General features: G+C 47.3%; 18 protein-coding genes and 1 pseudogene. 4 read left to right on the top strand and 15 right to left on the bottom strand.

Features of this window, described 5'->3' with window-relative positions; genetic code table 11:
• The first annotated feature begins 2 nt into the window (after positions 1 to 2).
• Together AC787_RS04180 and AC787_RS04175 are read left to right on the top strand one after the other, a co-directional pair.
• A complete protein-coding gene (locus AC787_RS04180) occupies positions 3 to 941 on the top strand; it encodes an ABC transporter permease (protein ID WP_054026898.1) in 939 nt (312 codons plus the stop codon).
• Positions 942 to 993: 52 nt separating this feature from the next.
• Positions 994 to 1,881, top strand: coding sequence for a carbohydrate ABC transporter permease (locus AC787_RS04175; RefSeq protein ID WP_054026897.1), 888 nt, complete (start codon positions 994 to 996; stop codon positions 1,879 to 1,881).
• Between the two features lie 66 nt (positions 1,882 to 1,947).
• Here the strand turns inward: AC787_RS04175 and AC787_RS35285 are convergent, their stop codons facing one another.
• Both AC787_RS35285 and AC787_RS04170 read right to left on the bottom strand, forming a co-directional pair.
• Positions 1,948 to 2,106 carry an RbsD/FucU domain-containing protein gene (locus tag AC787_RS35285; RefSeq protein ID WP_200930696.1) on the bottom strand — a complete coding sequence of 53 codons (159 nt, stop codon included), beginning with the start codon at positions 2,104 to 2,106 and terminating at the stop codon, positions 1,948 to 1,950.
• A 46-nt stretch (positions 2,107 to 2,152) separates the two neighbouring features.
• Positions 2,153 to 2,465, bottom strand: a pseudogene (locus AC787_RS04170) (sigma factor); the annotation flags it as partial.
• A gap of 721 nt (positions 2,466 to 3,186) precedes the next feature.
• Here AC787_RS04170 and AC787_RS04165 point away from each other — a divergent pair.
• The gene (locus AC787_RS04165) at positions 3,187 to 4,410 is read left to right on the top strand and encodes an SGNH/GDSL hydrolase family protein (protein ID WP_054023631.1); all 1,224 of its coding nucleotides are present in this window, start codon (positions 3,187 to 3,189) and stop codon (positions 4,408 to 4,410) included.
• 387 nt (positions 4,411 to 4,797) lie between these two features.
• Here AC787_RS04165 and AC787_RS04160 read toward each other — a convergent pair whose 3' ends face one another.
• The 13 genes from AC787_RS04160 to AC787_RS04100 all read right to left on the bottom strand — a co-directional run bounded on the left by AC787_RS04160 (position 4,798) and on the right by AC787_RS04100 (position 23,238).
• Positions 4,798 to 5,805, bottom strand: a complete 1,008-nt coding sequence (locus AC787_RS04160; protein ID WP_054023630.1) for an endo-1,4-beta-xylanase — start codon at positions 5,803 to 5,805, stop codon at positions 4,798 to 4,800.
• 69 nt (positions 5,806 to 5,874) lie between these two features.
• Positions 5,875 to 7,389 (bottom strand): glycoside hydrolase family 43 protein, encoded by a 1,515-nt coding sequence (locus AC787_RS04155; protein WP_054023629.1) that lies wholly within the window; start codon positions 7,387 to 7,389, stop codon positions 5,875 to 5,877.
• 33 nt (positions 7,390 to 7,422) lie between these two features.
• Complete coding sequence (locus AC787_RS04150) at positions 7,423 to 8,952, bottom strand: glycoside hydrolase 43 family protein (RefSeq protein ID WP_054023628.1); 1,530 nt, start codon at positions 8,950 to 8,952, stop codon at positions 7,423 to 7,425.
• Positions 8,953 to 9,079: 127 nt separating this feature from the next.
• Positions 9,080 to 10,345 carry an endo-1,4-beta-xylanase gene (locus tag AC787_RS04145; RefSeq protein WP_054026896.1) on the bottom strand — a complete coding sequence of 422 codons (1,266 nt, stop codon included), beginning with the start codon at positions 10,343 to 10,345 and terminating at the stop codon, positions 9,080 to 9,082.
• A 130-nt stretch (positions 10,346 to 10,475) separates the two neighbouring features.
• Positions 10,476 to 11,426 carry a carbohydrate ABC transporter permease gene (locus AC787_RS04140; protein ID WP_054023627.1) on the bottom strand — a complete coding sequence of 317 codons (951 nt, stop codon included), beginning with the start codon at positions 11,424 to 11,426 and terminating at the stop codon, positions 10,476 to 10,478.
• 16 nt (positions 11,427 to 11,442) lie between these two features.
• Positions 11,443 to 12,351 (bottom strand): carbohydrate ABC transporter permease, encoded by a 909-nt coding sequence (locus AC787_RS04135; protein ID WP_054023626.1) that lies wholly within the window; start codon positions 12,349 to 12,351, stop codon positions 11,443 to 11,445.
• Entirely contained in the window at positions 12,348 to 14,900 is a 2,553-nt protein-coding gene (locus AC787_RS04130) for a DUF5696 domain-containing protein (RefSeq protein WP_054023625.1), read from the bottom strand. The genes AC787_RS04135 and AC787_RS04130 overlap by 4 nt, the downstream gene beginning before the upstream one ends.
• 17 nt (positions 14,901 to 14,917) lie before the next feature.
• The gene (locus AC787_RS04125) at positions 14,918 to 15,544 is read right to left on the bottom strand and encodes a Yip1 family protein (protein ID WP_054023624.1); all 627 of its coding nucleotides are present in this window, start codon (positions 15,542 to 15,544) and stop codon (positions 14,918 to 14,920) included.
• Positions 15,537 to 16,994, bottom strand: a complete 1,458-nt coding sequence (locus tag AC787_RS04120; RefSeq protein ID WP_054023623.1) for a hypothetical protein — start codon at positions 16,992 to 16,994, stop codon at positions 15,537 to 15,539. Before AC787_RS04120 ends, AC787_RS04125 begins: the two co-directional genes overlap by 8 nt.
• A gap of 16 nt (positions 16,995 to 17,010) precedes the next feature.
• Positions 17,011 to 17,874, bottom strand: a complete 864-nt coding sequence (locus AC787_RS04115) for a carbohydrate ABC transporter permease (RefSeq protein WP_200930730.1) — start codon at positions 17,872 to 17,874, stop codon at positions 17,011 to 17,013.
• Between the two features lie 14 nt (positions 17,875 to 17,888).
• Positions 17,889 to 18,845 (bottom strand): carbohydrate ABC transporter permease, encoded by a 957-nt coding sequence (locus tag AC787_RS04110; RefSeq protein ID WP_054023622.1) that lies wholly within the window; start codon positions 18,843 to 18,845, stop codon positions 17,889 to 17,891.
• Between the two features lie 20 nt (positions 18,846 to 18,865).
• Positions 18,866 to 21,760, bottom strand: a complete 2,895-nt coding sequence (locus AC787_RS04105; RefSeq protein ID WP_054023621.1) for an extracellular solute-binding protein — start codon at positions 21,758 to 21,760, stop codon at positions 18,866 to 18,868.
• 95 nt (positions 21,761 to 21,855) lie between these two features.
• The gene (locus AC787_RS04100; protein WP_054023620.1) at positions 21,856 to 23,238 is read right to left on the bottom strand and encodes an ABC transporter substrate-binding protein; all 1,383 of its coding nucleotides are present in this window, start codon (positions 23,236 to 23,238) and stop codon (positions 21,856 to 21,858) included.
• Positions 23,239 to 23,619: 381 nt separating this feature from the next.
• Between AC787_RS04100 and AC787_RS04095 the strand changes: the two genes are divergently transcribed.
• On the top strand, positions 23,620 to 24,381 hold the full coding sequence (locus AC787_RS04095; RefSeq protein ID WP_054023619.1) for a helix-turn-helix domain-containing protein: 762 nt from the start codon (positions 23,620 to 23,622) through the stop codon (positions 24,379 to 24,381).
• Positions 24,382 to 24,627 lie beyond the last annotated feature (246 nt).

Below are 24,627 nucleotides of genomic sequence, written 5' to 3'. Positions count from 1 at the left end.
AGATGGCAAGATCGACTTCTGAAGATTCGCGCCTGAGAACCTTATTCAAAACATTGTCTAAACAGAAAATGCTGATGCTGATGTCGTTGCCATTTCTCATCTGGGTCATCATATTTAAGTATCTTCCGCTCTGGGGATGGACGATTGCTTTTCAAAAATTCAGATTGGCAAGGGATCTATTCGACCAGACCTGGATCGGATTGGATAACTTCAGGTCTTTGTTCAAAGAACAACAGTTTTATCTAGTTCTGCGCAATACGCTCGTTATGAGCTCTATCAATCTGGTGCTGGGGTTTGTTACGGCCATCGTGCTGGCACTGCTGCTGAATGAACTGCGTAAGGTCTACTTTAAGCGGGCGGTACAGACGATCAGCTACTTGCCGCATTTTATTTCATGGGTAGTAGCTGCAAATATCGTGCAAACAGCGCTTGCGCCCGAAGGTATAGTCAATGTGTTGCTGCTCCGAATGCAGCTCATCGATCATCCTATTCTGTGGCTGGGGATAGGCGAATATTTCTGGGGTATCCTCGGAGTAACGGAAGTGTGGAAGAATGTCGGCTGGAACACCATCATTTACTTGGCTGCCATTACGACGATTGACCCTACTCAGTATGAAGCAGCAGAGATGGATGGCGCTTCACGCCTTCAACGGATGTGGCATGTTACGCTTCCAGGCATGAAACCAGTCATAATCATTTTGCTGATTATGAATCTGGGTCATATTCTGGAGTCCGGGTTCGAAGCGCAATACCTGCTTGGCAACGGCATTAATGTTGAATTCTCGGAAAATCTGGATATATTCGTCTTGAAATACGGCATGCAAATGAATAACTTTGGCTTGGCGACCGCAGCCGGAATGTTTAAAACCGTGGTCAGCTTCATCTTCCTCATCGCCGCCAACAACCTCGCCAAACGGATGGGCGAAAGCAGATTGTACTAACTGAAAGGAGGCTAAGGCTGTGGAACAAGCCAAATCAGCTCGAAATTCTTCAATGGGCGATAAAATTTTCGATGTGTGTAACATCGTTTTTATGATTATCCTAATCATTTTGACCCTGTACCCCTTCTTGAATATGTTTGCCTTGTCGTTTAACGATGCGAATGATTCGATTCGAGGCAGCATTTATATTTGGCCACGCGAATGGACTCTGAGAAATTTTGAATATGTGTTTAACGAGTCTAATGTGTTTTATGCGACCTTTATCTCCGCGGCACGGACGATCATCGGGACGATCATCTCCGTGTTTTGTACGGCGATGCTTGCTTATACGATCAGCCGTCCTGAATATGCATTAAAAAAGTTTGTAGCTATTACCTTCATTTTTACGATGTATTTCAGCGGTGGCTTGATTCCGAGCTACCTTCTGACCAAAGAGCTTGGATTGTTGAACAGCTTCTGGGTATACATTATCCCGGGCATTATCGGCGTGTTCAATATGATTGTTATTCGTTCCTTCATTGAAGGTTTGCCGGAGGGTATCATGGAATCGGCTAAAATCGATGGCGCCGGAGACTTTACCACATTTATGCGTATTGTGCTTCCGCTTACTGTTCCTGCTCTTGCTACGGTGTCTTTGTTCGTAGCGGTATCCCAGTGGAACTCCTGGTTTGACGTATTCTTATACAACTCTTCACGGCCTAATCTAAGTACCTTGCAGTACGAACTGATGAAGGTGTTGTCCACATCAAGCGCTACGACAAGTTCAGGCGGCTCGGCGGCTGATGCCTTTGCTAATGCGCAGGGAAATGTAACGACGGTTACGCCAACATCGGTTCGCGCAACGATGACGATCGTAGCCAGCTTGCCAATTATTATGGTCTATCCGTTTCTACAGAAGTATTTTGTCAAAGGGATGGTCGTCGGCGGGGTAAAAGGCTAAAGCAATACGGCTATTCAAAGAGGCTCAATCTTTCGAGATTGGGCCTTTTTATATAGCCAGCGAGCATTAGTATCGCACGACGCCTTTTTTCAGGATCACATTGGCGAACAGCGACTTTTCGCCTGTAGCGTCAATCGCGTACGCGGTCTTGAGCCCATTCTTATTAAAGATTAAAACCACTTTCAAGTTAAGCCTGAAGTCTTTTTGGTATAAATGCTCTCGCATTCAATTCTTCCGACTTCAACGATCCAATCTTGCCGGATTAAATAATGACCTTATCCACGATATCATCGGCCTCAGTACAGAGAATATCGATTAACGTAATTTCATTACCTTCCTTGTCCGTGCCAATCAGATCATGCAAAGAAACGTCTTTCCGCGTTTTCTTTAAAGAACGCAGATGCATAAGTATTTCATTCTCGATACAACGATCGGCAAAAGTCGAGAGCTTCGTTCCTTTTCCCGGTTTGGAAGCTCTCGATTGCCTTGATCAGACCAATTGTCCCAATACTAATTAAACCTTCGAGATCTTCACCTGTATTGTCGAATTTTTTGATATTGTGAACACAACCCGATGTAACCACTGGTTAGTTTTATTGTCGTTGAAGCATTGAGGCATCTAACAATTTGCATACAAGTATGTTTACCCCTCGCCTATATACGCGAGGGGTTGCTATTTAGAATAACGTACCTTAACTAAAACGACCTAAAATGATGCTTCAAGTGCTGATACCAGATTTCTTTTACAATCCCTCGAACATCATGCGGACTTTTGTTGCCAAACATGCTAAGCGTCATTTCCAAGGCAGGTTGCCTGTCCGCGCCAATTGCAAAAGTAATTCACTGGGCCGATTGGTTTTATCTCGTAGAGCAGTTAAAACTGATATGTCATAATACAAATAAAAGAGGAATTTTATTCTATAAAAAGCAATGGTTTACACCGTTCGATATCTCTCATGACTTATGCAGTTCATGAAATCAATCCGATGATGTACATAAAGCAAAGCATCCATGACGGAGCACCGCCTCGTTTGAATATCCCGGATTGTGTCAAGAGCAATGAAAAATCGAACTTTTCCCAACTCTAACTCTTCTTTTTTACTCCGCAAACGGTCTCATCGTTCGCAGCATACCATAGATGCCGTTCAGCTTGTCTTCCGGAACAAACCTGAATTCCATTTGCGATTTAATCTATTTCGTTATTATGGCTCGATTTATCGAACATTTAACCATGCTTTGACGGGTTTGCTGCTCGGTCGGTTTGTACTAAGATAAACTAATTGAACCTAAGAAAGGGGAATAACAATGACAGACGGTCTATCATTGAACGCTGCAGAGAAGCTCGTCGATATTAACACGGAGGCTTATCACGAGATGATCACCCAATCGCTGCTTGACAAGGGAAACAATAAGCGATTGAAAGTCGCCATTGAAAAGGCCAAGAGAGGCGATAACGTTACGCTTGCTTTCATTGGCGGCTCCATTACTCATGGAGCCGGAGCAGACCCGCTCCATACGTCCAGCTACGCTCACCGAGCATATGCCGCTTTCAAAGAGATGTTTGGTAAGGACGGCGGTAATCAGATTCACTTTATTAAAGCTGGCTTAGGCGGTACATCTTCTGAACTGGGCATGATTCGCTATGAGCGAGATATCCTGAGAAACGGAACGGTTCAGCCGGACATCGTCGTCGTGGAGTTTGCCGTCAATGACGCCGACGACGAGACGAAAGGGATTTGCTACGAAAGTCTCGTATTGAAAATCCTGACCGCCGCCAATGTACCTGCCGTCATTTTGCTGTTCAGCGTGTTCGAAAACGATTGGAATCTGCAGGAACGACTTTCTCCTGTCGGCTGGCATTATGATCTTCCCATGGTAAGCGTGAAGGATGCGGTTACAAAACAATTTCAAAAGTCAAAGAACGAAGGCAACGTCATTTCCAAGTCACAATTTTTTAGCGACATCTATCATCCGACCAATATGGGGCATCTCATCATGGCCGACTGCTTGCGTTGGCTATTTTCGGAGACCGATCGTTCCGCACCGAATCAAGAGGATATCGTCCTCAACAAACCACCGATGTTCGGCAACGATTTCGCCGACGTTCGTTTGCTGGATAGGGACAATGGTTCTAGTGTAGCAAAGATTACGGAAGGCAGTTTCTACGCATCCGATACCGAACTCCAGTTCGCGGAGATGGACGATCATCCATACGGCACAGCTCAATTCCCCGGCAACTGGATGCATACATCCGAATCCGGCAGCGAAAGCTTCACGATAACAATTCATTGCAAAAGCCTGCTTCTCATTTATAAAAATTCCGGAAACAACGATTTCGGAAACGCCGATATTTGGGTTGACGGCAAGCTTGTGAAGGTGGCGGAGTCCCAAACCGTCAATTGGACGCGTTGCCACGCCCTCATTTTGTATCGGGAGCAGCAATCGAAAGAGCATAGAGTGGAAATCAGAATGGCGTCAGAACATGAGAGCAAGCGATTTACAATTCTTGGTTTCGGCTTCGTACAATAGTCACTCGCAACTAATTTCATTGAGAATTTCTTGTTACTGATATATTTCTGGAGTAATTTGCTTAAGTGAATAGAAGAGAATTCGTGTATGCATAAAAGACAAAATATCAAAATCCCATCTACTCACCTGCATATTCAAAAAAGCATATTTAGGGAATCGCCTTCATCGTATATGCGACATTTCTATACATTATAAATGATCATACAATATGAAAGCCCTTCTGCCCGGTTATACCAGGGGCTCGAAGGGCTTTCATGTTTTAGCGAATCGCATTATCACCTAAGCGAAATTTATCTACAATTTCTGTTTTCCCTCCTTAATAAGAAGAAGAAGCGAATAACGAACTGTAAGAAAGCTTTACGATATTCTTGCTTTTAGGCGTTTCTGCTATCTGCTGACCAACTTGTAGTACGATCCTTTCGGCAGTTGTTCCTTGTCGAACAGCAACGGCCAATTTTTGCGCCCTCTGACTGGGAAGTTGTCCAACCACGTATAATCGTCCGCGGCCCCCCAGAACGTTACGCTCGTCAGCACATTGCTATATTCGCAGAACAGCTGGAATAACTGGGAATACCTTTCCTCCTGAAGACTCATCATCTCGGAAGTAGGCGATATCAGATCGGTTCGCTTATCTTCGAACTCAAATACCGACACGTCCATCTCCGTGATATGCAGCTTCAGCCCAAGCGAAGCGTAACGTTCAATTGCCGTTCGGATATCGTGCAGTGACGGATGGGATAGATTCCAATGTGCTTGAAGCCCGATACCATGAATTGGCACGCCCTTCTCCTTCAGAGATTTTACCAGTCTATAAATTTTTTCCCTCTTCTCAGGTACGGACTCGTTATAATCGTTATAAAACAACAGCGCTTCGGGATCGGCCTCATGCGCATATTCGAACGCCTTGGAAATGAATTCCTCACCGACGATGTCGAGCCATTTGGACGAACGCAGTTGTTCTTCGCTGCTATCAGATACGGCTTCATTCACGACATCCCATGCATAAATTTGACCCTTATAACGCCCAACAACTGTATTGATGTGAGCTTTCATTCGCTCCAACAGCGTATCGCGTTCAACTAGATCTCCTTTTTCATTCTCGAACACCCAAGCAGGTGTTTGATTATGCCAGACGAGCGTATGCCCTCTAACTTGCATTCCGTTTACTTTCGCGAAATTCATTAGTCGATCCGCATCCTCAAAAGTATACTGGTGTTCTGCAGGATGCAAACGCTCGAACTTCATCTCATTTTCAGCCGTTAAACTATTGAAATGATAAGCCAACAACTCGCGTTGTGTAACCAGCGTCTTCACATTTACAGCTGCGCCAATTAAAAACTGCTGACTAAACGATTTATGAAGATTTAAAGATCCTTCATATCGGGAATTGTCCATTTCTCCGATCGCCTCCTCTTCATGTATAGGTTGACTTTAGACTTAATACAAGACAATGGAACCCACCAGTTACTTTGATTCATAATCGAACCAGTCAAAATGGGCAAGCGACTCCGATTTGGCGCCATTGCCGGTCGCATACAATGCGAAGAGCACGCCAGTAAATCCGCCAGCCACTTCCGTTGCTAGAAGGGAAGTCTCTCCACGGCCGAACCAGAATGGGTCTCCATTGCCATCAGAGAATCCGAAAACATACAGGTCGCGAGTCGCGCTCACATGAAGCACGATAGATTCGAACGCCCACGGTGCCTCATTCTCGATCTTCCACAAGCTTCCAAGCTTTCTACGGAAAATTACTTTGCACACGCCAGCGATACGAGTCAAAGCAATCTCATAATGGAAACGGTCGTTCATATAAACGGTAATACCCGCTTCCTCTCCGTCACGCTGAGGTGCAAATTCCATATGCGTAGACACGCTGCAATCGAAATGCTGTTGTCTTCTCGCTAGAAATGCAGGCGCTCCGATTTCATTCAACGTCGTCTCGTTGCCCCGTAGCGTTAGACAACTATCCTTCTCGCTAAGGGACCAGTTATCCGGGTTGGGTAAACGCATAAAATTCCAATACGGCGCAAGTGCCGCCGCATCGAAGTTGTCCCGAACTGGCGCAGCGGCTACAGGCAGCAGCGGAAGGTTACCTGCCGGCATCGTCTCGCTGACAGTTCCGTTATCACCAATGATCGGCCAGCCCTCATCCGTCCATGTGACGGGAGAAAGAAACGTCTCTCTGCCGAGATGATGTTTATTCGGATAGCCATGCGGCCTGATGCCAAGAAATACAGCCCACCAGTCTCCGTCCGGCGTTTGAACGAGGTCTGCGTGTCCCGTTGCATGAATAGTCTTCGACTGGCTGCGATGGGTTAAGATTGGATTGTGCGGACAGCTTACGAAAGGTCCGTTCGGACGTTCGCTTCTAGCGATCGTTTCCATATGGCCGTACTCGGTGCCGCCTTCGGCAATCATCAAATAGTACCAACTGCCGAAACGATAAATATGCGGTGCTTCCGGGTACTGTCCTCCTGTTCCCATCCAGAGGAAAGTAGGATCAGTCAGCCTTTTGCCGGTTTTCGGATCAATCTTGCTTTGATAGATACCAGGTCCCTGATCCCCGTGAGCAGAAGAAGTAAAATACAATGTTCCATCCTCATCGAAAAACAAGTCGGGATCAATACCGGGATGGTCGACGAATATCGGATTCGACCATTCCCCGCGCGGATCATTCGTATGTACGAAGAAGTTACCGCCGGCAGTAACGTTCGTCGTCACCATATAGAACGTTCCGTTATGCTCGCGGATCGTTGGCGCGAATATGCCGCCGGAGCTTGGAGCACGGCTTAGATCGAGCTGCTCGGGCCTTGTCAAAACGTGGCCTAGCTGCCTCCAATTCACAAGATCCTTGCTGTGGAACAGCGGAACACCCGGAAAATATTCGAAGGAACTCGTTACGAGATAATAATCATCGCCAAAGCGACAGACGCTTGGGTCCGGATGAAAACCGCTTATAACCGGATTGTTATAGTTCATGCAAGCGCACTCTCCTTATCGTTGCGAAAATAATTAAATAAGACTCACATAGCGGTAGTAATCGAAATCAACGAAACCGCCAGCTTGCTTGGTGGCGTAATTGAACAGCCCGAATCGATAGCCCATAAAGTGCTCGAGCCTGTATTGCATACGAAATGGATCTCCGATCACAAGCCAATTCACTCCGTCCGAGGAATAGCGGAAGCAGGCAATATCCTCGCGATCGCCATTATCGAACTGGCACTCTATTTGCAAATAGATTTGGTCTCCCTCATACTTTACGCGATCAACTGTGATTTCGCCTTGACCGTCGTCCACTCTGCCATTGACGCACATTGCTACGTAAAAGTCGCCGTTGTCGTCGACCTGAATACCGACTGAGCCGAAAGCATATTGTAGTGACACTAATCCTGCACGGTCGCCCGGTTTCATAGCCTTGATGTCCATAACCGTTGTACCGACACATGCCGGACCTATTGTACGCTGTGTTAACGTATTGCGGGCAAATTCTACGCTATTCGTGATATGTCCCGTCGTTAGGCGCAAGCAGCCCGGTCGCTCCGTTACCGACCATTTATCATTGTCGGGATTATGATTCCACTGCCAATGAAGCGCTAGAAGGTTCTCCTTGTAATCGAACTCATCACTGATGACAAGCGGCTTTGTCTCCGAGTTAGGCAGCTTCACTTCGAACGTCTTAGGCGCTTTGCCGTGTTGCCCCAGAACTGGCCAGTCATTTTCCCAAACGACCGGCAGTACGCATGGAATACGGCCGACGGCCCCGTGATCCTGGAACAGTACCGCATACCAATCCCCATCTGGTGTATCAATAATGCCGCCTTGCGCGATGCCATTGTTGCGATAATCCATTTGATCATCGAGTACTAGCTTATGCTCGTATGGACCGAGCAGATCACGTGAACGATAGCATAGCTGTCTGCGGCGCTTGTTACCTGCATTCGGCCAATCGATAAAGAACAAATAATAATAACCATTGATTTTATAGGCATGGCAGCCCTCGGCACGAAGCATAATTCCGTCTCGTTCCGTCTCGAGCAGTAACTGATTGATACCGTCCGGCTTCAGAGCAATTGCATTCTCTGACAGCTCTGTAATCCGAATATCGCCATTGCCGTGGAAGACGAACACACGGCCATCGTCGTCGAACAGCATGCTCGGATCATGGTGAAGTCCTTGAATAACGTTACGTTCCCACTTCCCGTTCTCGATATCCTCGGTCGTATATACATAGAACTGATTCATATCCAGACACGAGAAACACACATAAAAGATGCCGTCGCGATAGCGTAAGCTGGCCGCCCATGATCCCTTGCCGTAAATGCCTTTACCGTCAAGCAAACTGTGCGCGTCATTATCTTCAAACGTATCGTATACGTAGTTAATAAGCTCCCAATCCTGCAGATTTTCGGACTTCATAATCGGGCAGCCTGGCATCGAATGCATGCTAGTGCTGACCATATAGAAATTCGATCCTACACGGATCACGCTCGGATCCGGAACGTCCGCCCAGATGACCGGGTTCGTTATTGTCGTTTTGTTCATCGCTAGCTCCCCCTTTTAGGTCTGGATTTGTTCATCATCCCATCAGTCTAGCCTGTATGCGCCTCGGCAACAACCCGTCTATCTATAGGGTTTCCCACGCAAATTAAAGGCGGTACTTTTCATACTTTTATGGTCGTACTTGCCCAGATGGATCGACGACGGCCCAGAATGCTGGCTTCGCGTGAAGCTGCTTGTCGAACAGGAATGGCGCGTTTGTACGCGTCACCGGGAAGCTGTTCAACCACGTATGGTCGTCCGCGATGCCCCAGAATACGACGCCGCTAAGAATGTCCTTATTGTCTCTGAAAGCTTCAAACAGCTCGCGATACCTATCCGCCTGCTTCTGCAGCAGGTCAACCGGAATGTCGCTGCCAACATCGCTGCGATCATTCCATGCGTAGAGACTCATATCCAGCTCGGTAACGAGATTATCAAGTCCTAGCTCAGCGAACTTCTTCATCGATTCGATAATAGAATTCACCGTAGGGCCGAATAGATCGATATGGGTCTGATGACCGACACCATCGATCGGTACGCCTTTGTCCAGCATTTCCTTGACAAGCTCATACAATCGGTCTCGCTTCGCCGGATTGTCCGTACCGTAATCATTAATGTACAGCTTTGCCTCAGCTCCGCCTGCTTCGCGTGCCGCTCGGAACGCCGTCTCGATAAAGTCTGTACCCGTAATCTTGTACCATTCGCTAGCCCGCATGCCATCAGGGTCGGCTGGCTCTATTACTTCATTGACAACGTCCCATGATTGAATGTCGTCCTTGTATCGTTCGACAATTGTGCGGACATGCGTATCGACTCGCTGCAGCAGCAGCTTCTTGTTCGCTTCGCGCTTAGCCGCGTCTGTCTCCTCAACCATCGGCTTGCCCTCAGCATCCTTAAAGAACCAAGCGCCAACCTGACTATGCCAAAGCAAGGTATGGAAGCGCACTTCCATGTTATTTTCTTTCGCAAACGCTACGATTCGATCCGCATTCCCCCAATTGAAATTACCTTCTGTAGGTTGGATCGCATCGGGCTTCATCACGTTCTCCGCAACTAGCCAATTCACGTGCTTCTTGAGCATCTCTGTCTTTAGGCCCTCCATCTGGGCCGGCTCAATGGCAGCTCCGATCGGAAAGTAATCAGCGAATGTCTCCGCAAGCGAGGGAATATCCTGCTCGACAGATGGTTCTGACGTCGGAGTTGGTTTCAATGTTGGAGCCGGAGTCGCTTCAATAGTGCTTGTAGGCTGGTCATCTTCAGTATTTTTCGTCTGAAGGGCAGCCGCTTCATTTGGGCTATCCGCTTGATGCTTATTGAAGATAAGCACAGCAACAACCGCAATTAAGGTGACAGCAGCTATTATGCTGTATAGTAGCTTGTTTCTTTTTTGAATCATTTCGTTTGCCCGCCTTTCATTCGTAATCTTTTTTTCCACACCAAACCTCTAAGCAGCAATAAGCGCCTTGCGGGCAGCTGGCCGAAATGACTGACCCCCGCAAAGCGCTATACATGCATCAGGACTTCCCTTAACCGACGATTCCGGTACGCTCGATACTCTCGACGAAGTACCTTTGAACGAACAAATAAAGAATAACGAGCGGCAGAATCGCAAGCAGGATGCCAGTATCTTGCACCATGCTCATGAAGAACGGGTCTTTGTTGGTCGTTGCGCCGCCTTCTAGCAATATTTGCAAGTTGTAAGGAAGGGATGACAGCTGCGTGGACATCACTTTACTCGACGTCAGATAGGTCGTCGTGAAGAAGCTGTCATTCCATTGCCACACAAAGGAAAAGAGCAATACTGTAACAATGGACGGAATCGCATTCGGCAGCATGATACGAAGGAACGTCGAGCCAATGCCTGCCCCGTCTATGTATGCCGCTTCCTCTACCTCCTTCGGAATACCTCGGAAAAACTGCCGGAAGATAAAGATGTACAGCCCCGCCTTCAACGAATTCGCCGTAAGGGAAGTTAGAATGAACGGCCAGTAAGAATTAAGCAGATTCAAGGATTTTCCGCCGGTTAACAGCGGGATCAAGCCTAGAAGCGTAAAGTCCTTCAAGTTCATATAGATCGGAATTAGGATGGTCGTAGGCGGAACCAAGATGGTTAATATAACGCCAGCGAACAGCAGATTGCTTCCTTTGAACTTTAACCTGGCGAACGCATAACCTGCGAACGCGCAGGATGCGGCGGTCATGATCGTCGTCATGCTAGATAGCACAAATGTATTTACCAGCGTTTCCCAATAATCCATAATGGAGATCGCTTGCTTGAAATTGTCGAGCGTAAAGTGCTCTGGAATAAACACGACGATCGGCGAATACAGGTCCGCCTTGTCTTTGATCGCCGTCGAAATCTTTTGAATAATGGGATACAAAATAACGAACGACAATCCGATGATCAGCACGAGCCGAACGATTGTCCACAGCCCTCGCTTCCAACTTTCCAACGATAACAATCGGGCCAATATCAACGTTTTCACTCTCCTTCTATTCCTGGTAGAAGACCCGCTTGGATATGAAGTACGCACTGACTAATAGAATGATCATGATGATCATGAAGTAGATCCACGCCATCGCCGAGCTAAGCCCGAAATTAAAGGTGGTAAAGCCGGTTTCTTTGATTAGCGTCGTCATGTTGTTCCTGGAGAAAGAGTCGATAATCGTATAAATGACGTTTACGAGTATGAGCGGACTGACCATCGGAAACGTGATTTTCCAGAATGCCTCATACCCGGTCGCCCCTTCGATTTTGGAGGCCTCATACAGCTGCGGCGAGATGGTCTGAATGCCAGCTAAGAAAATAAGAATTTGCACGCCGGATTGACTGACGATCTGATAAATCCTTTCGACAGCATCCATCAAGTACAAGACAATATCCTCATTGACGCCGGATCTCACCATAATGTTCGCCAGCTCTAACGTACCGCTCGAGAATACGCCCCCGTTCGCATTTTGTTCATTAATCGCTTGCACCAGACTTGATGCCTCCAAAGTCGCAATGACGCCGGAAGCAAGAATAACCGGTAGGAAAAAGATCGATCTTGCCAATGCTCTCCCGACGAACTTTTGATTCAGCAGCACAGCCAGAAACAAGCTGAAAATAACGATAAGCGGAACGTTTACGACCATATTAACGACCGACTCCGTTAATATTCGATTAAAGCTCGTATTTACCGTGAGCGCTTCAATATAGTTCGCGAATCCGATATATTTCATAGTCATCCCGTTCGCATTAGCCTTAATCGAGCTTAAGCTGTATTGCAGTGAAGTCAATAAAGGAATAAAAAAGAAAAATAGAAATCCAAGCAGCCAGGGCAGCACGTAGAGAAAGCCCCACAATGCCTTCTGCTCGTTGTACGTTCTTGATCTGAATACAAGCTTCGTTATCGTTTTCAAGATTGCTCACCACCCGTCACATAGCCCTCGGCCTCTATCGTCATCCCGTTTATTGTTGTATTCGTCGCATTGTAGTTAACGATGACGTACGTCCCGCTTTCATACACGGTTTTGAACAGGCCTTCGGCTAGCTTCTCGTGCGCAACGATACGCTCATTCTGAACTTTACTCAGTACACCGTTCACTTCAGCATAAATATGTGCAGCCTGCTCCAGCCACTGCTCGTAATTGACTGCATATAGCTTGCTGAATTCCGTATCCTTAACCTTATAATTCGGCTCGTGGATCCATTCGAAGTATACGCCGGAGCCGTACTCGAGACATTTCAGAATATATTGCCTTACATTCGTGTAGCTGGTCAAATTATACGGCGAACCCGTGTAATCGATATTTCCGCGAATCACCATTTGGAAAAATGGAATTTCTTGATCCTCGAGCTTATAGCGACTATTCGTTAAAGGTGCGTTCGTAATATTTGATAAGTAAGGCAGTGTGTAAGCATTGCCGCCATCGGCCAAAATATTCAAGTTTGCTTCACGAATGTTGTTCAACGCCTGAGTAGAAATATCTTCCGACTCTGTACGGTCGATTTGTTTGTTTTTGCGGAAATCGCTATTCAACTTGTCGGCCATATCACGAAGCGAAATCCCGTCCGTATTGAAGCCTTCCATGTCCTTTAGGATAGCATTCACGTAAGTACCGACACGGCTCGGCGATACGACATAGGACGGGGACTTCGTGCGGTCTCGTCGCCCTAGCGCAAGGTCAAGAGGATAGAATGACGAAGGCACGCCACGCAGAGAACGCGACGCTTCCTCCTTCTCGTCGAATCCCTTCCCCGTATGCGCGGTTAGAATAGCAACGTCAGGATAGAGGTCTACACCCTGCTCCTTCGCGAACAACGCCAAGCTGCGCAATCCTTTTGCACCGCCAATCGCACTGTCTACCGATAGGTCATCGGGTACTTTATGATCGAGTCCGCCGTTGAACCAACCGGCATATCGAAGCTTAATATTAGCGATGCCGAGCTTCTTCATTTCGCTAATCATTTCCTGCGTCTGCTTGAAAGTGGTAAGCGGCTCGAGCGTCATGTACGGGACGCCGACGAAATGCTTCTGTTTTGCAATGCTTCCCACGACCTGAACGTAGAACGGAAGCTCACTATCCCCGCTTCCCTTCTTCGACGCCGGTAATCCGCCCTGGCTCTCCAAATATTGACGATAATACTCGGCCATGCCTTGATACGATGCTGACTCGCCCGTAAGGAAGGCATAACGCACCGTAAAATCACTTTTCATCGGATGTTCCTGGAACTTCGGCAGCGTTCGCTCCGATCCGTTCGCCTGGAGCGTAAGCTCTCCTTTGTTCGTAACGTTGAAGGTCGGATAAACATAATTGTAGCTGTTCAATTTGCCGCTGATATCCGCATTGATCGTCGCAACAGGCGCTCCTTCTTCGATAATGCCAAGGAATGCGTTGCCGTCTCTGATCATGCCGAAAACCGGCAGCCTAACGGTTTGTTCGTTAACAGCGTTCTCGACCCTCTCCATTGCCTGGTCATTACCGTATACCGCCTGCTGGTAAGCAGGGTACTTCGTCTTGCCGCTATTGAACGAGATGAGCGCGCCGGAGCCGTCCGGAACGAAGATCGAGCCTTTTTCCTCACTCCCCGCTGCGCCAAAGAAGCTCAGCATTGAGACGTTGCTGACCGGATACTCGCTAGGAGACTGGATTTCCTGAGATGGCACCCTAACAACAAGACAGTCCGCATCGAGCTTATACTCGATGGAAGCGAGGAAAATTCTCGGTGCAGGCGAATCTTGCGAAAAGTTCAGTTCAGCCATATCCTTCTCCAGATCCTCTTGCGTATAGCCGGCATCCTCGAATGCTTTGAACGCACGATCAAGCTGAAGACCGTTCAGCGCTTGGTCATTCCGAGCATAGACCGCTTTATCTTCATTCTTTGTATACCCAATACGCAAAGCGCGTTGACCTGCCTTATCCAGCTTGCCCGACAACTCCTCAAAACGAGTCATACTTAACATGAGAGGCAGATCCATGGCAGATCTCTCGGCTTTACCGAATTTATAGGTTACTTTGACTCCGCTATCAATCGCTTCATATTTAACCTGTTCGTACGCGACGCTGTCCAGGAACGTATTAATCGAATTGACCTGTCCGAAGCTGTTATAGTAATCTATTTTCAATTGCGAGGACAGCAAACCCTTGTTCACCCCGGTTGCGACAGGATCGGCCTCCGCTTCGAGGGGATTGCTATGCCATACTTCGCCGCCGCTTTTGTTAAGCACGGCAATAGCGCCCGTCTCCTCGTTGATGAACAGCCTAAGCCGCTCATTCTCGGCGATTCCCTTCATATCGGCGAGACGCGCATCCGTGAACGAAGCGTTAAGCGCCTTTCCTTGCACGAATGCCGCCTCTAGCTGCTGCGCGTCTTCCGTTTGGTTTGCGGTACCCGAGCTGGAACAGCCGGCGACCAGCAGTCCGGTTGCGAGAAACGCGGACAAGATGGCATTTCTGGCCATACGCATCTAACGTTCCTCCTTTCCTAATTCCTCAAGGTGATTTCTTGATATAAGATCGTAATGAAGGTAATAATTTGTTGAATCAAACTAAAAAACAATAAGCAGAGAAACGCCATGAACCCAATGGCAATCAGCGAGAGCATGATCGTTACGATTGTTTTGCTTGGCGTGAATTGATGAACGGTCATATTTCCAACGAACAGAAGATATATCGACCACAGAACGGCAAAGCTGTTGCAGAAATAATAAAACGTTGTCTCTTGCATGGAAATGACGTTGCTTAGCCAAATCCACGGGAAGTTGACAATAACCAAAGGCAACAGTGCGAAGCAGGTGGATGTGAAGATGTCCACGAATTTACCTTCACCATCCATTAGGGTCGTAAGCGACCAATTCGCTACACACCAGAATAAGACTGGCACGAGAACATAAGTGATCTCCATTAAGCTGTTCATGTATTCAGGATTGTAGATGTTAACTAGAAACCCGCTGTACTGACTGCTTAGTACGTTAGTCAAGATAAGCATCAGCAGAATCCCAAACGACAAGATCAAGTTCAGCTTCTTGTTCTGTTCGTATTTCAGCTCCCAATAACCGTTAAAGGGATGCATGATAACATAAAATGGAAATGTAATGTACTCTTTATTCAAACGAAACGCCCCTCTTTCTAGCCTGCTTTTTCCGGAAAATCCTTATGATCAGGGTAACGGCGGCTATTCCGATGACAACCGTCATCATGGTGCTGAAGTTTGCTCTGAGCACTTCCTTGCGGTAAAGGAGAAACGCCTTGGAATAATTAGGTTGATCTAGGCTTTGCTTGAAGTAACGCATCGCATCGTTATAGTCGCCCTGCCTTAGAATCGCCTTGCCGATGCCGGAATAAGCGAAATCCAGATTTGTGTTCATATTAATAGTCTGCTTATAGAGCTGAAGCGCCTTGTCTTCCTCGCCCCGGTAATAGCTTCTGACGGCTTCATTCAACGTCCGGCCGTACTCCGTCGTCTGGAACAACGTCATTTCGCCGAACGCCTTGTCCAGAACGAGGAAATCGTCCCCAACCCGTTCAATGGCAACCGGCGTGTTGAACTCGCCGATCCGGTTGCCCATGCCTCCGAACACGTACATGAATTGCCCGTCTCCGTTATAAGTGAAAATCCGGCCTCTCTTCGAATCAAGAACCGAGTAGATTTCACTGTCCGTAATATCGACGTCAATAAGTCTGGAAGGTCCAAGATCGCTCGTAAAGTTTATATCACCCTGCGGTTCGTAAAAACCGGTTCTTCGCAAGATATCGTTGCCTTGGGCGTTCAGCTTACGAATGGTATCACCCGAATCTCCGCTGGTCGCGTAAATGAAGCCTTCGTCATTAATGTCCATATTGGTAAACTCCGTTGGCGTGAACATCACCATTTGGCTGCGCTGCGCCTTCGTCGACAGCCGCTTCCAGAACAGCTCCACCGGATCCACCCAGACACGGTTCGCGCCGATGTAAGAAGTGAACGCACCCTCCGCGCTAAATTCCATCAGCCCGTCGAACACACCTATCGCCATGACATAGATGCGCTGCGCTTTATCCATGACGACCCGCACCGGTTGAAAATCGAAGTTAACCGGCAGCAGATCGGATTCAGGTTTCTCTACGATTTGCTCCAAACGGCCTTTTTCATCCAGATGAACGACCCGCTTGTTTCCCGTATCGGCGATCAGCACATGCTTCTGCTCGGTTACGAAAATACCTTGCGGATTCAGAAACGTATCGGTTACTCCGTCGTTATCGAAGCTGTCGATGATTGCCTTCTGACGATAATTAATGTCCAAAACGACAATTCGGTTATTGCCGGAATCGAGTACATAAATTTCATTGTCCGCCGTCACGTGCAGATCACTTGGATCTTTAAACGCACCTATACCAAGCGAGGTGCCGGTCATTAGAGTCGTCGCTTCGTAAGCGGAAGGTGATAAGACAGTCTCTCCCCAGACCGAAAAGTTGTAAGAATCGCCACCATCGGCATAAGCAAGCGATCCTCCCGTGCTTATGCCGATTAAGCAGCATATGGCCGCAAGGAGATATGCTCTTAGTTTGGTATTAATCTTCAACATCGTGCAAATCTCCCTTCTACTCTTTCATCCCGGAAGTCGCCATCGTCTGAATGACGCTGCTCTGCGAGATGACGAAGAGCGTGATCGGAACAACCATCAAAATGAGCGCGACGGCCGCTCCGACGCCCGCGCGCGCGATACCACCGAGCGTAATCTGACCCAGCGCATAATGAAGCGTCTTCAGGTTCTCGCTGTAGATGAAGCTGCCTCCGTCGGTTCCCCATAGCATAGGAAACTGCAAAATCATAAGGGTGAGCCAAGCAGGCTTCACGTTCGGCATCACGATGCTCCAATAGATCCGGTACTCGCTCGCTCCATCAATCTTGGCGGCTTCCAGCAAAGCCGTCGGAAGCTGCTCCATGAATTGCTTCATTAGAAATAGGCCTAATGGAAAAGCGAGCGATGGAACGATAATAGATGCATGCGTATTGATCCAGCCGAGCCAAGACATCACCATATAGTTTGGAATCGCTGTGACATGCCCAGAGAACATCAGCGACAGAACGACGATCGAGAAAAGCGTCTTCGATCCGAGGAACTGATATTTAGCCAGCGGGTAAGCCGCAGCGGAAGCAAGCAAAATATGTCCTACAGTTCCGATGAGAGTAATGAGCAGCGTATTGGCAATGTAACGCGTCAACGGCACCCATGAATTGCCCATCAAGGCGATCAGGTCATAAAAGTTATCTAATGTCGGATTATTCACAAAGAAGCGCGGGGGAAAGATAAACAATTCGTCCAGCGGCTTGAAGGCGTTGTTCACCGCATAAAGCAGGGGCAGCACCATAAACGCTCCGAACACGGCGAGAAACGCGAACAAGATGAAGCTAACCGTAAACGAACGGTTCAGACGCTTCGTCGTCCGAAATACGGTCATCATTTTAACGACCAACGTTACTCACCTACCTTTCTGAGCAATTTTTGCGTCAATTTGTTAGTGCCGATCATAATACCGAACAAAACGGTCGCAATCGCCGAGGCGTAACCCATCTCGAATCGAATCGTGCCGTAGTCCATCAGGTGGGTAACAATCGTGTGCGCCGCATAGTTGACGCTCGGGAAACCCGCGAGCGCGATCGTAATATCGGCCACCGCCAGAGATCCCGTAATTTGCAAAACGGCGCCGAACAGCAACTGCGGCCTCATCGAAGGCAGCGTAATGAACCATAGCTCCTGCCAGCGGTTTTTTATTCCGTCCACGACACCCGCTTCTATCAGCGTCCGATCAATAGTTTGCAGTCCTGCTATAAAGGCAAGGAAGCTTGTGCCTAAGCTGAGCCATAGCTGCACGATCATGACAATCATAAGAATGTATTTTTCATTAGTTAGCCATTGGATCGGCTCCAGAATAAATCCGAATTTAATCAGGAATCCGTTCAAATAACCGTAGCGGTCGCCCGAAAATACAATTAGCCAGATAAAAAACACGTTTCCGGAAATCGCAGGCGCATAGAAGATCAAAGTCATAACCGCCCGGATCTTTGGCGATAGCTCGTTAATAACCCATGCAAAGAAAAAGCAGGCGATATAGCTGACCGGACCGGTAATGATTGCGAAGATGAATGTGTTCTTCAATGCAATCATGAAGATGTCGTCGTTCAGAAATAATCTGGAGTAGTTCTGCCATCCGACAAACCGCGGAAATTCGAGCATGTTGAAGTAAAAAAAGCTAAGTATGAGCGAGAATACGACGGGAATGACCGTAAAGGTAAAGAAAATAAGCATATATGGGCTCATCAGAAGGTAATAATGCTTATTTTTCTTCAGTTCCGTCCATACATGGGCCAGCTTCGATTTTTTCTTTGGATGGATAAGATTAGGTACGGCTTGACTGGTTGTTTCGGCTTGCAATGAACTCCACCCCCAAACAATTACGGTAAATTGAATTCTTTCCGCTTAATCTCGATTTCATCGTTAATGTAGAGCACATAATCGTTAAGCGCTTCCCTAGAATTCTCGTTCGCGTTGACGACTCTGCGGAAGGCGTTGTCCAGATGTCGGCCGGTGAAATAACCGCCCGGCACTTGAGGTATGCCTTCAACCCACTCCCACTGGCTGGACAGATTGTTGTAATCCTTGATTGGCCAAGGCAATTCCGCAAGTGCTTCTACGTTAGCTGTTGGATAACGTGCAGCTTCGCCCATTAAACCTTCCATTTCTCTACCGTAAGCAATTTGCGTATCCTTGCTGGTCCACCATTTCATAAATTCCCAGGACGCTTCCTTGTTATCGGCATTCTCCATCATCATAACGCCAGTCGTATGACTGGCTACCGCATGATTAACGATACCGTTATCTTGCTCCGTACCAGGAACGAGCGTGAACTCCCACAACCCTTTAATCTCAGGCGCGAGCACCGTCAGCATGTTATACGTTGTATAGTCCGCAATGCCGATTGGCATCTCGCCCGTACGGAATCGGTTCGGGAAGTCAGCCAGTACCGGAAATTTGTAGTTAGTATAAAATTGCGTCCACTTCTTGAACATTTCCATGGATAAATCCGTATCAAGCGCACTCTTCTTATCGTCATCACGATAGAATTCGCCGCCATTCTGATAAAGCAGCATGGAGAAGGTCGCATTCGGTACGAGACTTGCGTTCGTAGCCTCGATCGGCAGCCAAAACTCCATGTTGTGCTTCTGGAGGACAGAAATCATGTTATAAATATCCTGCCATGTCTTAGGCGGCGCGAGTCCTAGCTCCTCAAGAATATCCTTCCGATAGAATAGCATCGGGAACGACTGCTGCTCAGGCAGTGCATAGACGCCTTGATCGTACTTGTAAGGCGTAAGCCCACTGTCATGGAAACGCGAGGCTACTTCGTCGAAATCACCAAACTGAGTCAAGTCTGTCGCAGCATCCCGCATCGCATAGTTCACGGGAACGTCCTCGCCGATTTGCATGGCAACGTCAGGTCCCTCGTCGGCCAGTGTTGCCGGAAGCAAGATGTTCCCCGGTACGAGCCTTAAATCTATCGCGATATTCGACTCCGGCGTGAAGGAATCATCGATTAAGCTTTTAAGCACCTGTGCTTGATCCCGGCCCGTTGTAATCCACACCGTTATTTTACGGTCCTGCTCTCCTCTAGTATTGCCGATGCTGTCATAGTCCTCGGTATAAGAGGCAAAGTATGCACCAAGCTCATGCTTGATCTCCTGGAAGAAAGTCGCTCCCGCTCTCGGAAGCTTCTTGTCCGGCGAGGACACAATGAGATAATCTAGCTTAATCGGTTGCTCGCGAACCGTGAGAATCCACGTGCCTAATCCCCCAACATTCGTTTTAAATGCTGTTAAGCGATTGCCAACCGTTTCTGGATTTTTGATCATTTCCTTTAATTGTCCAACCATTGTGTGAAGAACGGCTACTTTGTCGCTCCGCTCTCCTGTCGATTTCTCTAAATAATCGGCTACGTTCTGTATGATCACGGCTTGCTCTTCGAATGTCTTAACCATATCCGGTATCCGCTTCCCTAATTGGTAATCACGGAACGGATCGGGCGTGTTTGACGTGATCATCAATATTTTCCGATACATCTCGTTAAGCTGCAGCACGCTAGATTCAATCGTTCGAATAAGCGGGGCGATGTCGCCGAGTGAAACTTCCATTCGAATGCGATGCTTTCCCTTAGACAAGTGGAACAAATACGGCTCTTCTTCATCACCCAGTACGTTCATTTCCCAATCCATGTTAAAATTAAAGCGTAAGCGCTTCATTTCCAGGAAAGGAGTCTCTCCGTCGATCGTCAGGCTTCGAGTAGCGTATATGCCGCGCAGTGTATCCTGCTTTTGCTTAAGCGCGATCTGGTATAATCCGTCTTCAGGAGCCTCAAACTCCCACTCGATCCACTGTCCCGGAAGCTTCCAGTTCGTTCCACCGATCGTATTGATTCGAAGCTTCGACACATTGTAAGGAATGACCGTCGGACTCGATCGGTCCGCCAGCGGATATAACGTAGGAGATGATTTGGCGACCGCGTCCTCCGCTTGTATTTCGATGTACTGATCCGATACCGCCTTGATTCCTTCCGTCTCATACTCTTTCTTCATATCCTCATACGCAAACAATACTGGTTCCTGATACAGCTCAATATAATCAATCGCCATCGGTTCCCTTAAGGCCGTCAAGGAAAACGATTGCTGCCCGCTCTCAAAGTAAAAGGAGTAAGGCTCGTCATAATATCCATTTCGATCCGAGAAAATTCCGATTTGCCATGCCGGTTTTTCTACCTGCCTTGGCCTGATTTCATTGCCGCGATCGTCACGCTCGATTTCGTCCTGTCGATTTCCCCAAACTCGATCGAATAATAAAATATCCGCCCCCTTAAAAGGGACTTTTTCGTTAATGGCAAACTGCCTTTCGATCGCAGAGCTTTTTCCCTCGATCGGCAAATAATGAATCCTTATGTTGTACAGACCCGCTTTTTTTACCTGTACATCCCACCCAATGGAGCCGTTTTCGGGAGTGACAACCGCCTTGCCGGACAGTCCTTCTAGATCGTCCGCTATGTCGAACCCTTCTCCAGTCGTTCCCGAGAATCTCTCGCCCTCTATTCGGATGACCTCGCCTGGCCGCACAGCATTTATGTGGGTAGTCAAATACGCATCATAGCTGTCTTCTCCTGCTGATGCCGTAACGGCGTCGAAATCCCCCATGGCCATTACGCGTCTGCTATCCCCCGAATCTGAAGGGTAAAAAGCCCATATAGAAGTTGCCAGTATGGTGAGAACGAGTATAATTGCGATGTAGTTCTTCTTTCTGAAGTTCAACTTTTCTCCCTCCTGCAGTAAGAAGTTAAATTCAACAACAGTCCCCATTAGAAATATTTCTAAAATGGGGACTGTCTCTCACACGTTATTACATGTTAAGAACCATACACCGCATTAATCGCCGCTTGGAATACCGGTTTATACTTCTCGACAACCGTAGATACCGATACCCCGCTGTTGATTTCACCGACAAAGTCCCAGAATTTCAAGGCATCGCCGTACGTACCATGGTCGAATACGATCATGCCAGATCCAACTTGCTTGGCGTTGTTAATGTCATCCTCGTTCGCAAAACTGCTTTCAAGAGACGCCTGACCCGGATAGTCATATTCGGAGTCGATATCGTTGATTTTTTCCCAAATGTAGAGCAGCTGCTCTGGATGCTCCACTGCCTTTGGAATTGTAAGTGCTTGGTATGCGCCTTCGCCGGAATGATATTCCGTTTCGCTTGGTCCTTTAGGGAACGGTACGAAGCCGATATCCGCATCCGGCATATCCGTTTTGAAGCCGTTCAATTCATAAATGGCACCGGCATACATGAGCGTATTTCCTTGACGGAAAAATTGTCCTGGCTCAGTCCAATCTCCGCCCTCAGTCGGTCTATACACTTGTTCCGTTGCGAGTTTCGACAAGAAATTCAATGTTTCCTGCGTTGCTGGATCATCAAGGTTTTGCTTGTCGCCTTTCGTCAGGTGAGCGCCGTTCGAATACATCGCATGCTCGACAACTTGAGAATTTGCAAGCCCCCATGTATCAAGCTTGCCGTCGTTGTTTGTATCTTTATTGGCTTCTTTCGCTGCTTGAACAAATGTATCCCAATTCCAGTTGTCTTCGTTCACATAATCTTGAAGCGCTTTAATACCAAGCTGATTCAAGAGCGTCCGATTATAGAAAATGCCTTGAATCAGGTTGCCCTGGTCTTCTGTGAACGCGTAGCCTTTGCCCTCATAAGTAAAGAATTCGCTCGTAGCCTTCTGATTGAACACTTTCGTGTTTTTCGTATACTCGTCGACCGGCCACAGCAAGTCTTGCTTGACCAATGTCGGAATCGTATAGTTTCTTCCCAAACGGACGATATCGCCAAGCGGTTCTCCGGCAAGCAAGGATGCTGTTACTTTTTGTTGATATTCGCCAAAGTCGACCGCTACGTATTCCATTTTGAAGTTATGCTTCTTCATCAATTCATCGAGGTTTTTCTTGCGTTGTATGTTGTCCGGATTGTCTTCTTGAATCGCCATATCCCACCAGGAAACGACTTTGATCGTTCTTCCACCCATGTCGAAGTCCATCTCGGGCGAGCTGTATAACTCTTCTTCTCCGTCGCCCTCAAGAACGGTCGTCTCAGTGGCCGCATTGCCCGAGCCATTGTTCGAGCCGCCGTTTGTTCCGTTGTTCTTGCTGTTGCCCGAACCGCTGCTGCATGCAGAAAGAACGAGAACGAGCGCGCATAACAAAACCATTAATTTACGAATCTTCATTGCGAATCCCCCTTAACATATTGAACTACAACGAAAGTGTAGCGCTTTCATAAGGCAAGCAACAACCTGTTGAATATCAGGTTAATTACCCTTCATATTCTAGATTGGAAATCATTTACTTTCGTCAAAAGACGTTTTTTTTTCAACAAGTAAAAAACTGCGGGCAATGCAAAGAAAAGCACGTTGTATCCACTGCCCCCAATTTACATAATTAAAGCGTAGACTTATCTCCCGTCAGGGACACCCCTAAGTACAAATATAAGAATGTAAGTCATCTGTTGATTTACTGTGCTTATATTTCACCGCGAAACGTTAGCTTTTACAGCCAAGGATGGCGATAGCCGTTTATGCTCAAGCAAATGCAATTAGGAGGTAACCATCGTGTATAAAGTGCTGCTTGTCGACTATGACTCCACATCGTCGATGGAGATGTTGCAACGTATGCCAAAGTGGAATGGAATTGGATTTGAATTGGACGCTTATGCGAACAGCTCTGCGGACGCTATCGAATTTCTCGATCGAAACTATTTTTCGCTCATCCTTGTCGGCATGAACGGCTCTCACCATGACGCCTTGTTTCTTTGCGATTACATTCGCCGGAAGAGCCGCGTACCGCTCGTCCTGATAGGTGGAAGCATCGACTTCCAGCTTGCCCGAAAGGCTCTCTATTACCAAGTAAACGATTATTTGCCGGACCCTGTTTCTTCTGTCGAACTGACTTCATGTCTTCTGACCGTCAAAGGCGAGCTTGATTGCGTAATCGATAAAAATAAAGCGCTATCATGGACGCCTATGGAGAATGATGCCCAGCCTCAGCCGAATATCATCGAGAGGGTCAAGGAATATGTCGATGAATCGCTGCATCAAAATATCACCTTGAAGCAAATTTCCAACAGTCTGCATTTCAATTGCTCGTATTTAGGTCAAAAATTCAAGTATCAGGAAAATATGACCTTCAATGAATATTTGCTGCAACAGCGCATGGAGAAAGCAAAGCTGCTGCTTGAGAATACGGACATGAAGGTGTACGAAGTCGCGAATGAGATCGGATATTCGGAGATGGATTGGTTCTATAAGAAGTTCAAAGCGTATACCGGTGTAAGTGCTAACGAATATCGTAAAATGTTTTCCATCATCGCGTAACCGCTTACATATTCGCATAGTATCGACTGACATTTCTATATTAGTTGAACTAATGAAATGAAGTTTAAGCGAAGCGAGAAGATTGTTCTGGAGAAACGAAGTATTCGCCTTTGTAGCCGGATTCTTACCTTTAAATGTCTTAGTCAATCAAAGAATCTGGTTACAACCGCGACCCTAAAGAATGATCTCCTCGCATAGCGACCAAAACGAAAAAATTTAAATCAACATATATAGCAAAAAAACCTC

The organism is Bacillus sp. FJAT-28004 (genome assembly GCF_001280845.1).
Lineage (GTDB): Bacteria > Bacillota > Bacilli > Paenibacillales > Paenibacillaceae > Pristimantibacillus.
This window is presented reverse-complemented; position numbering and strand designations above follow the sequence as displayed.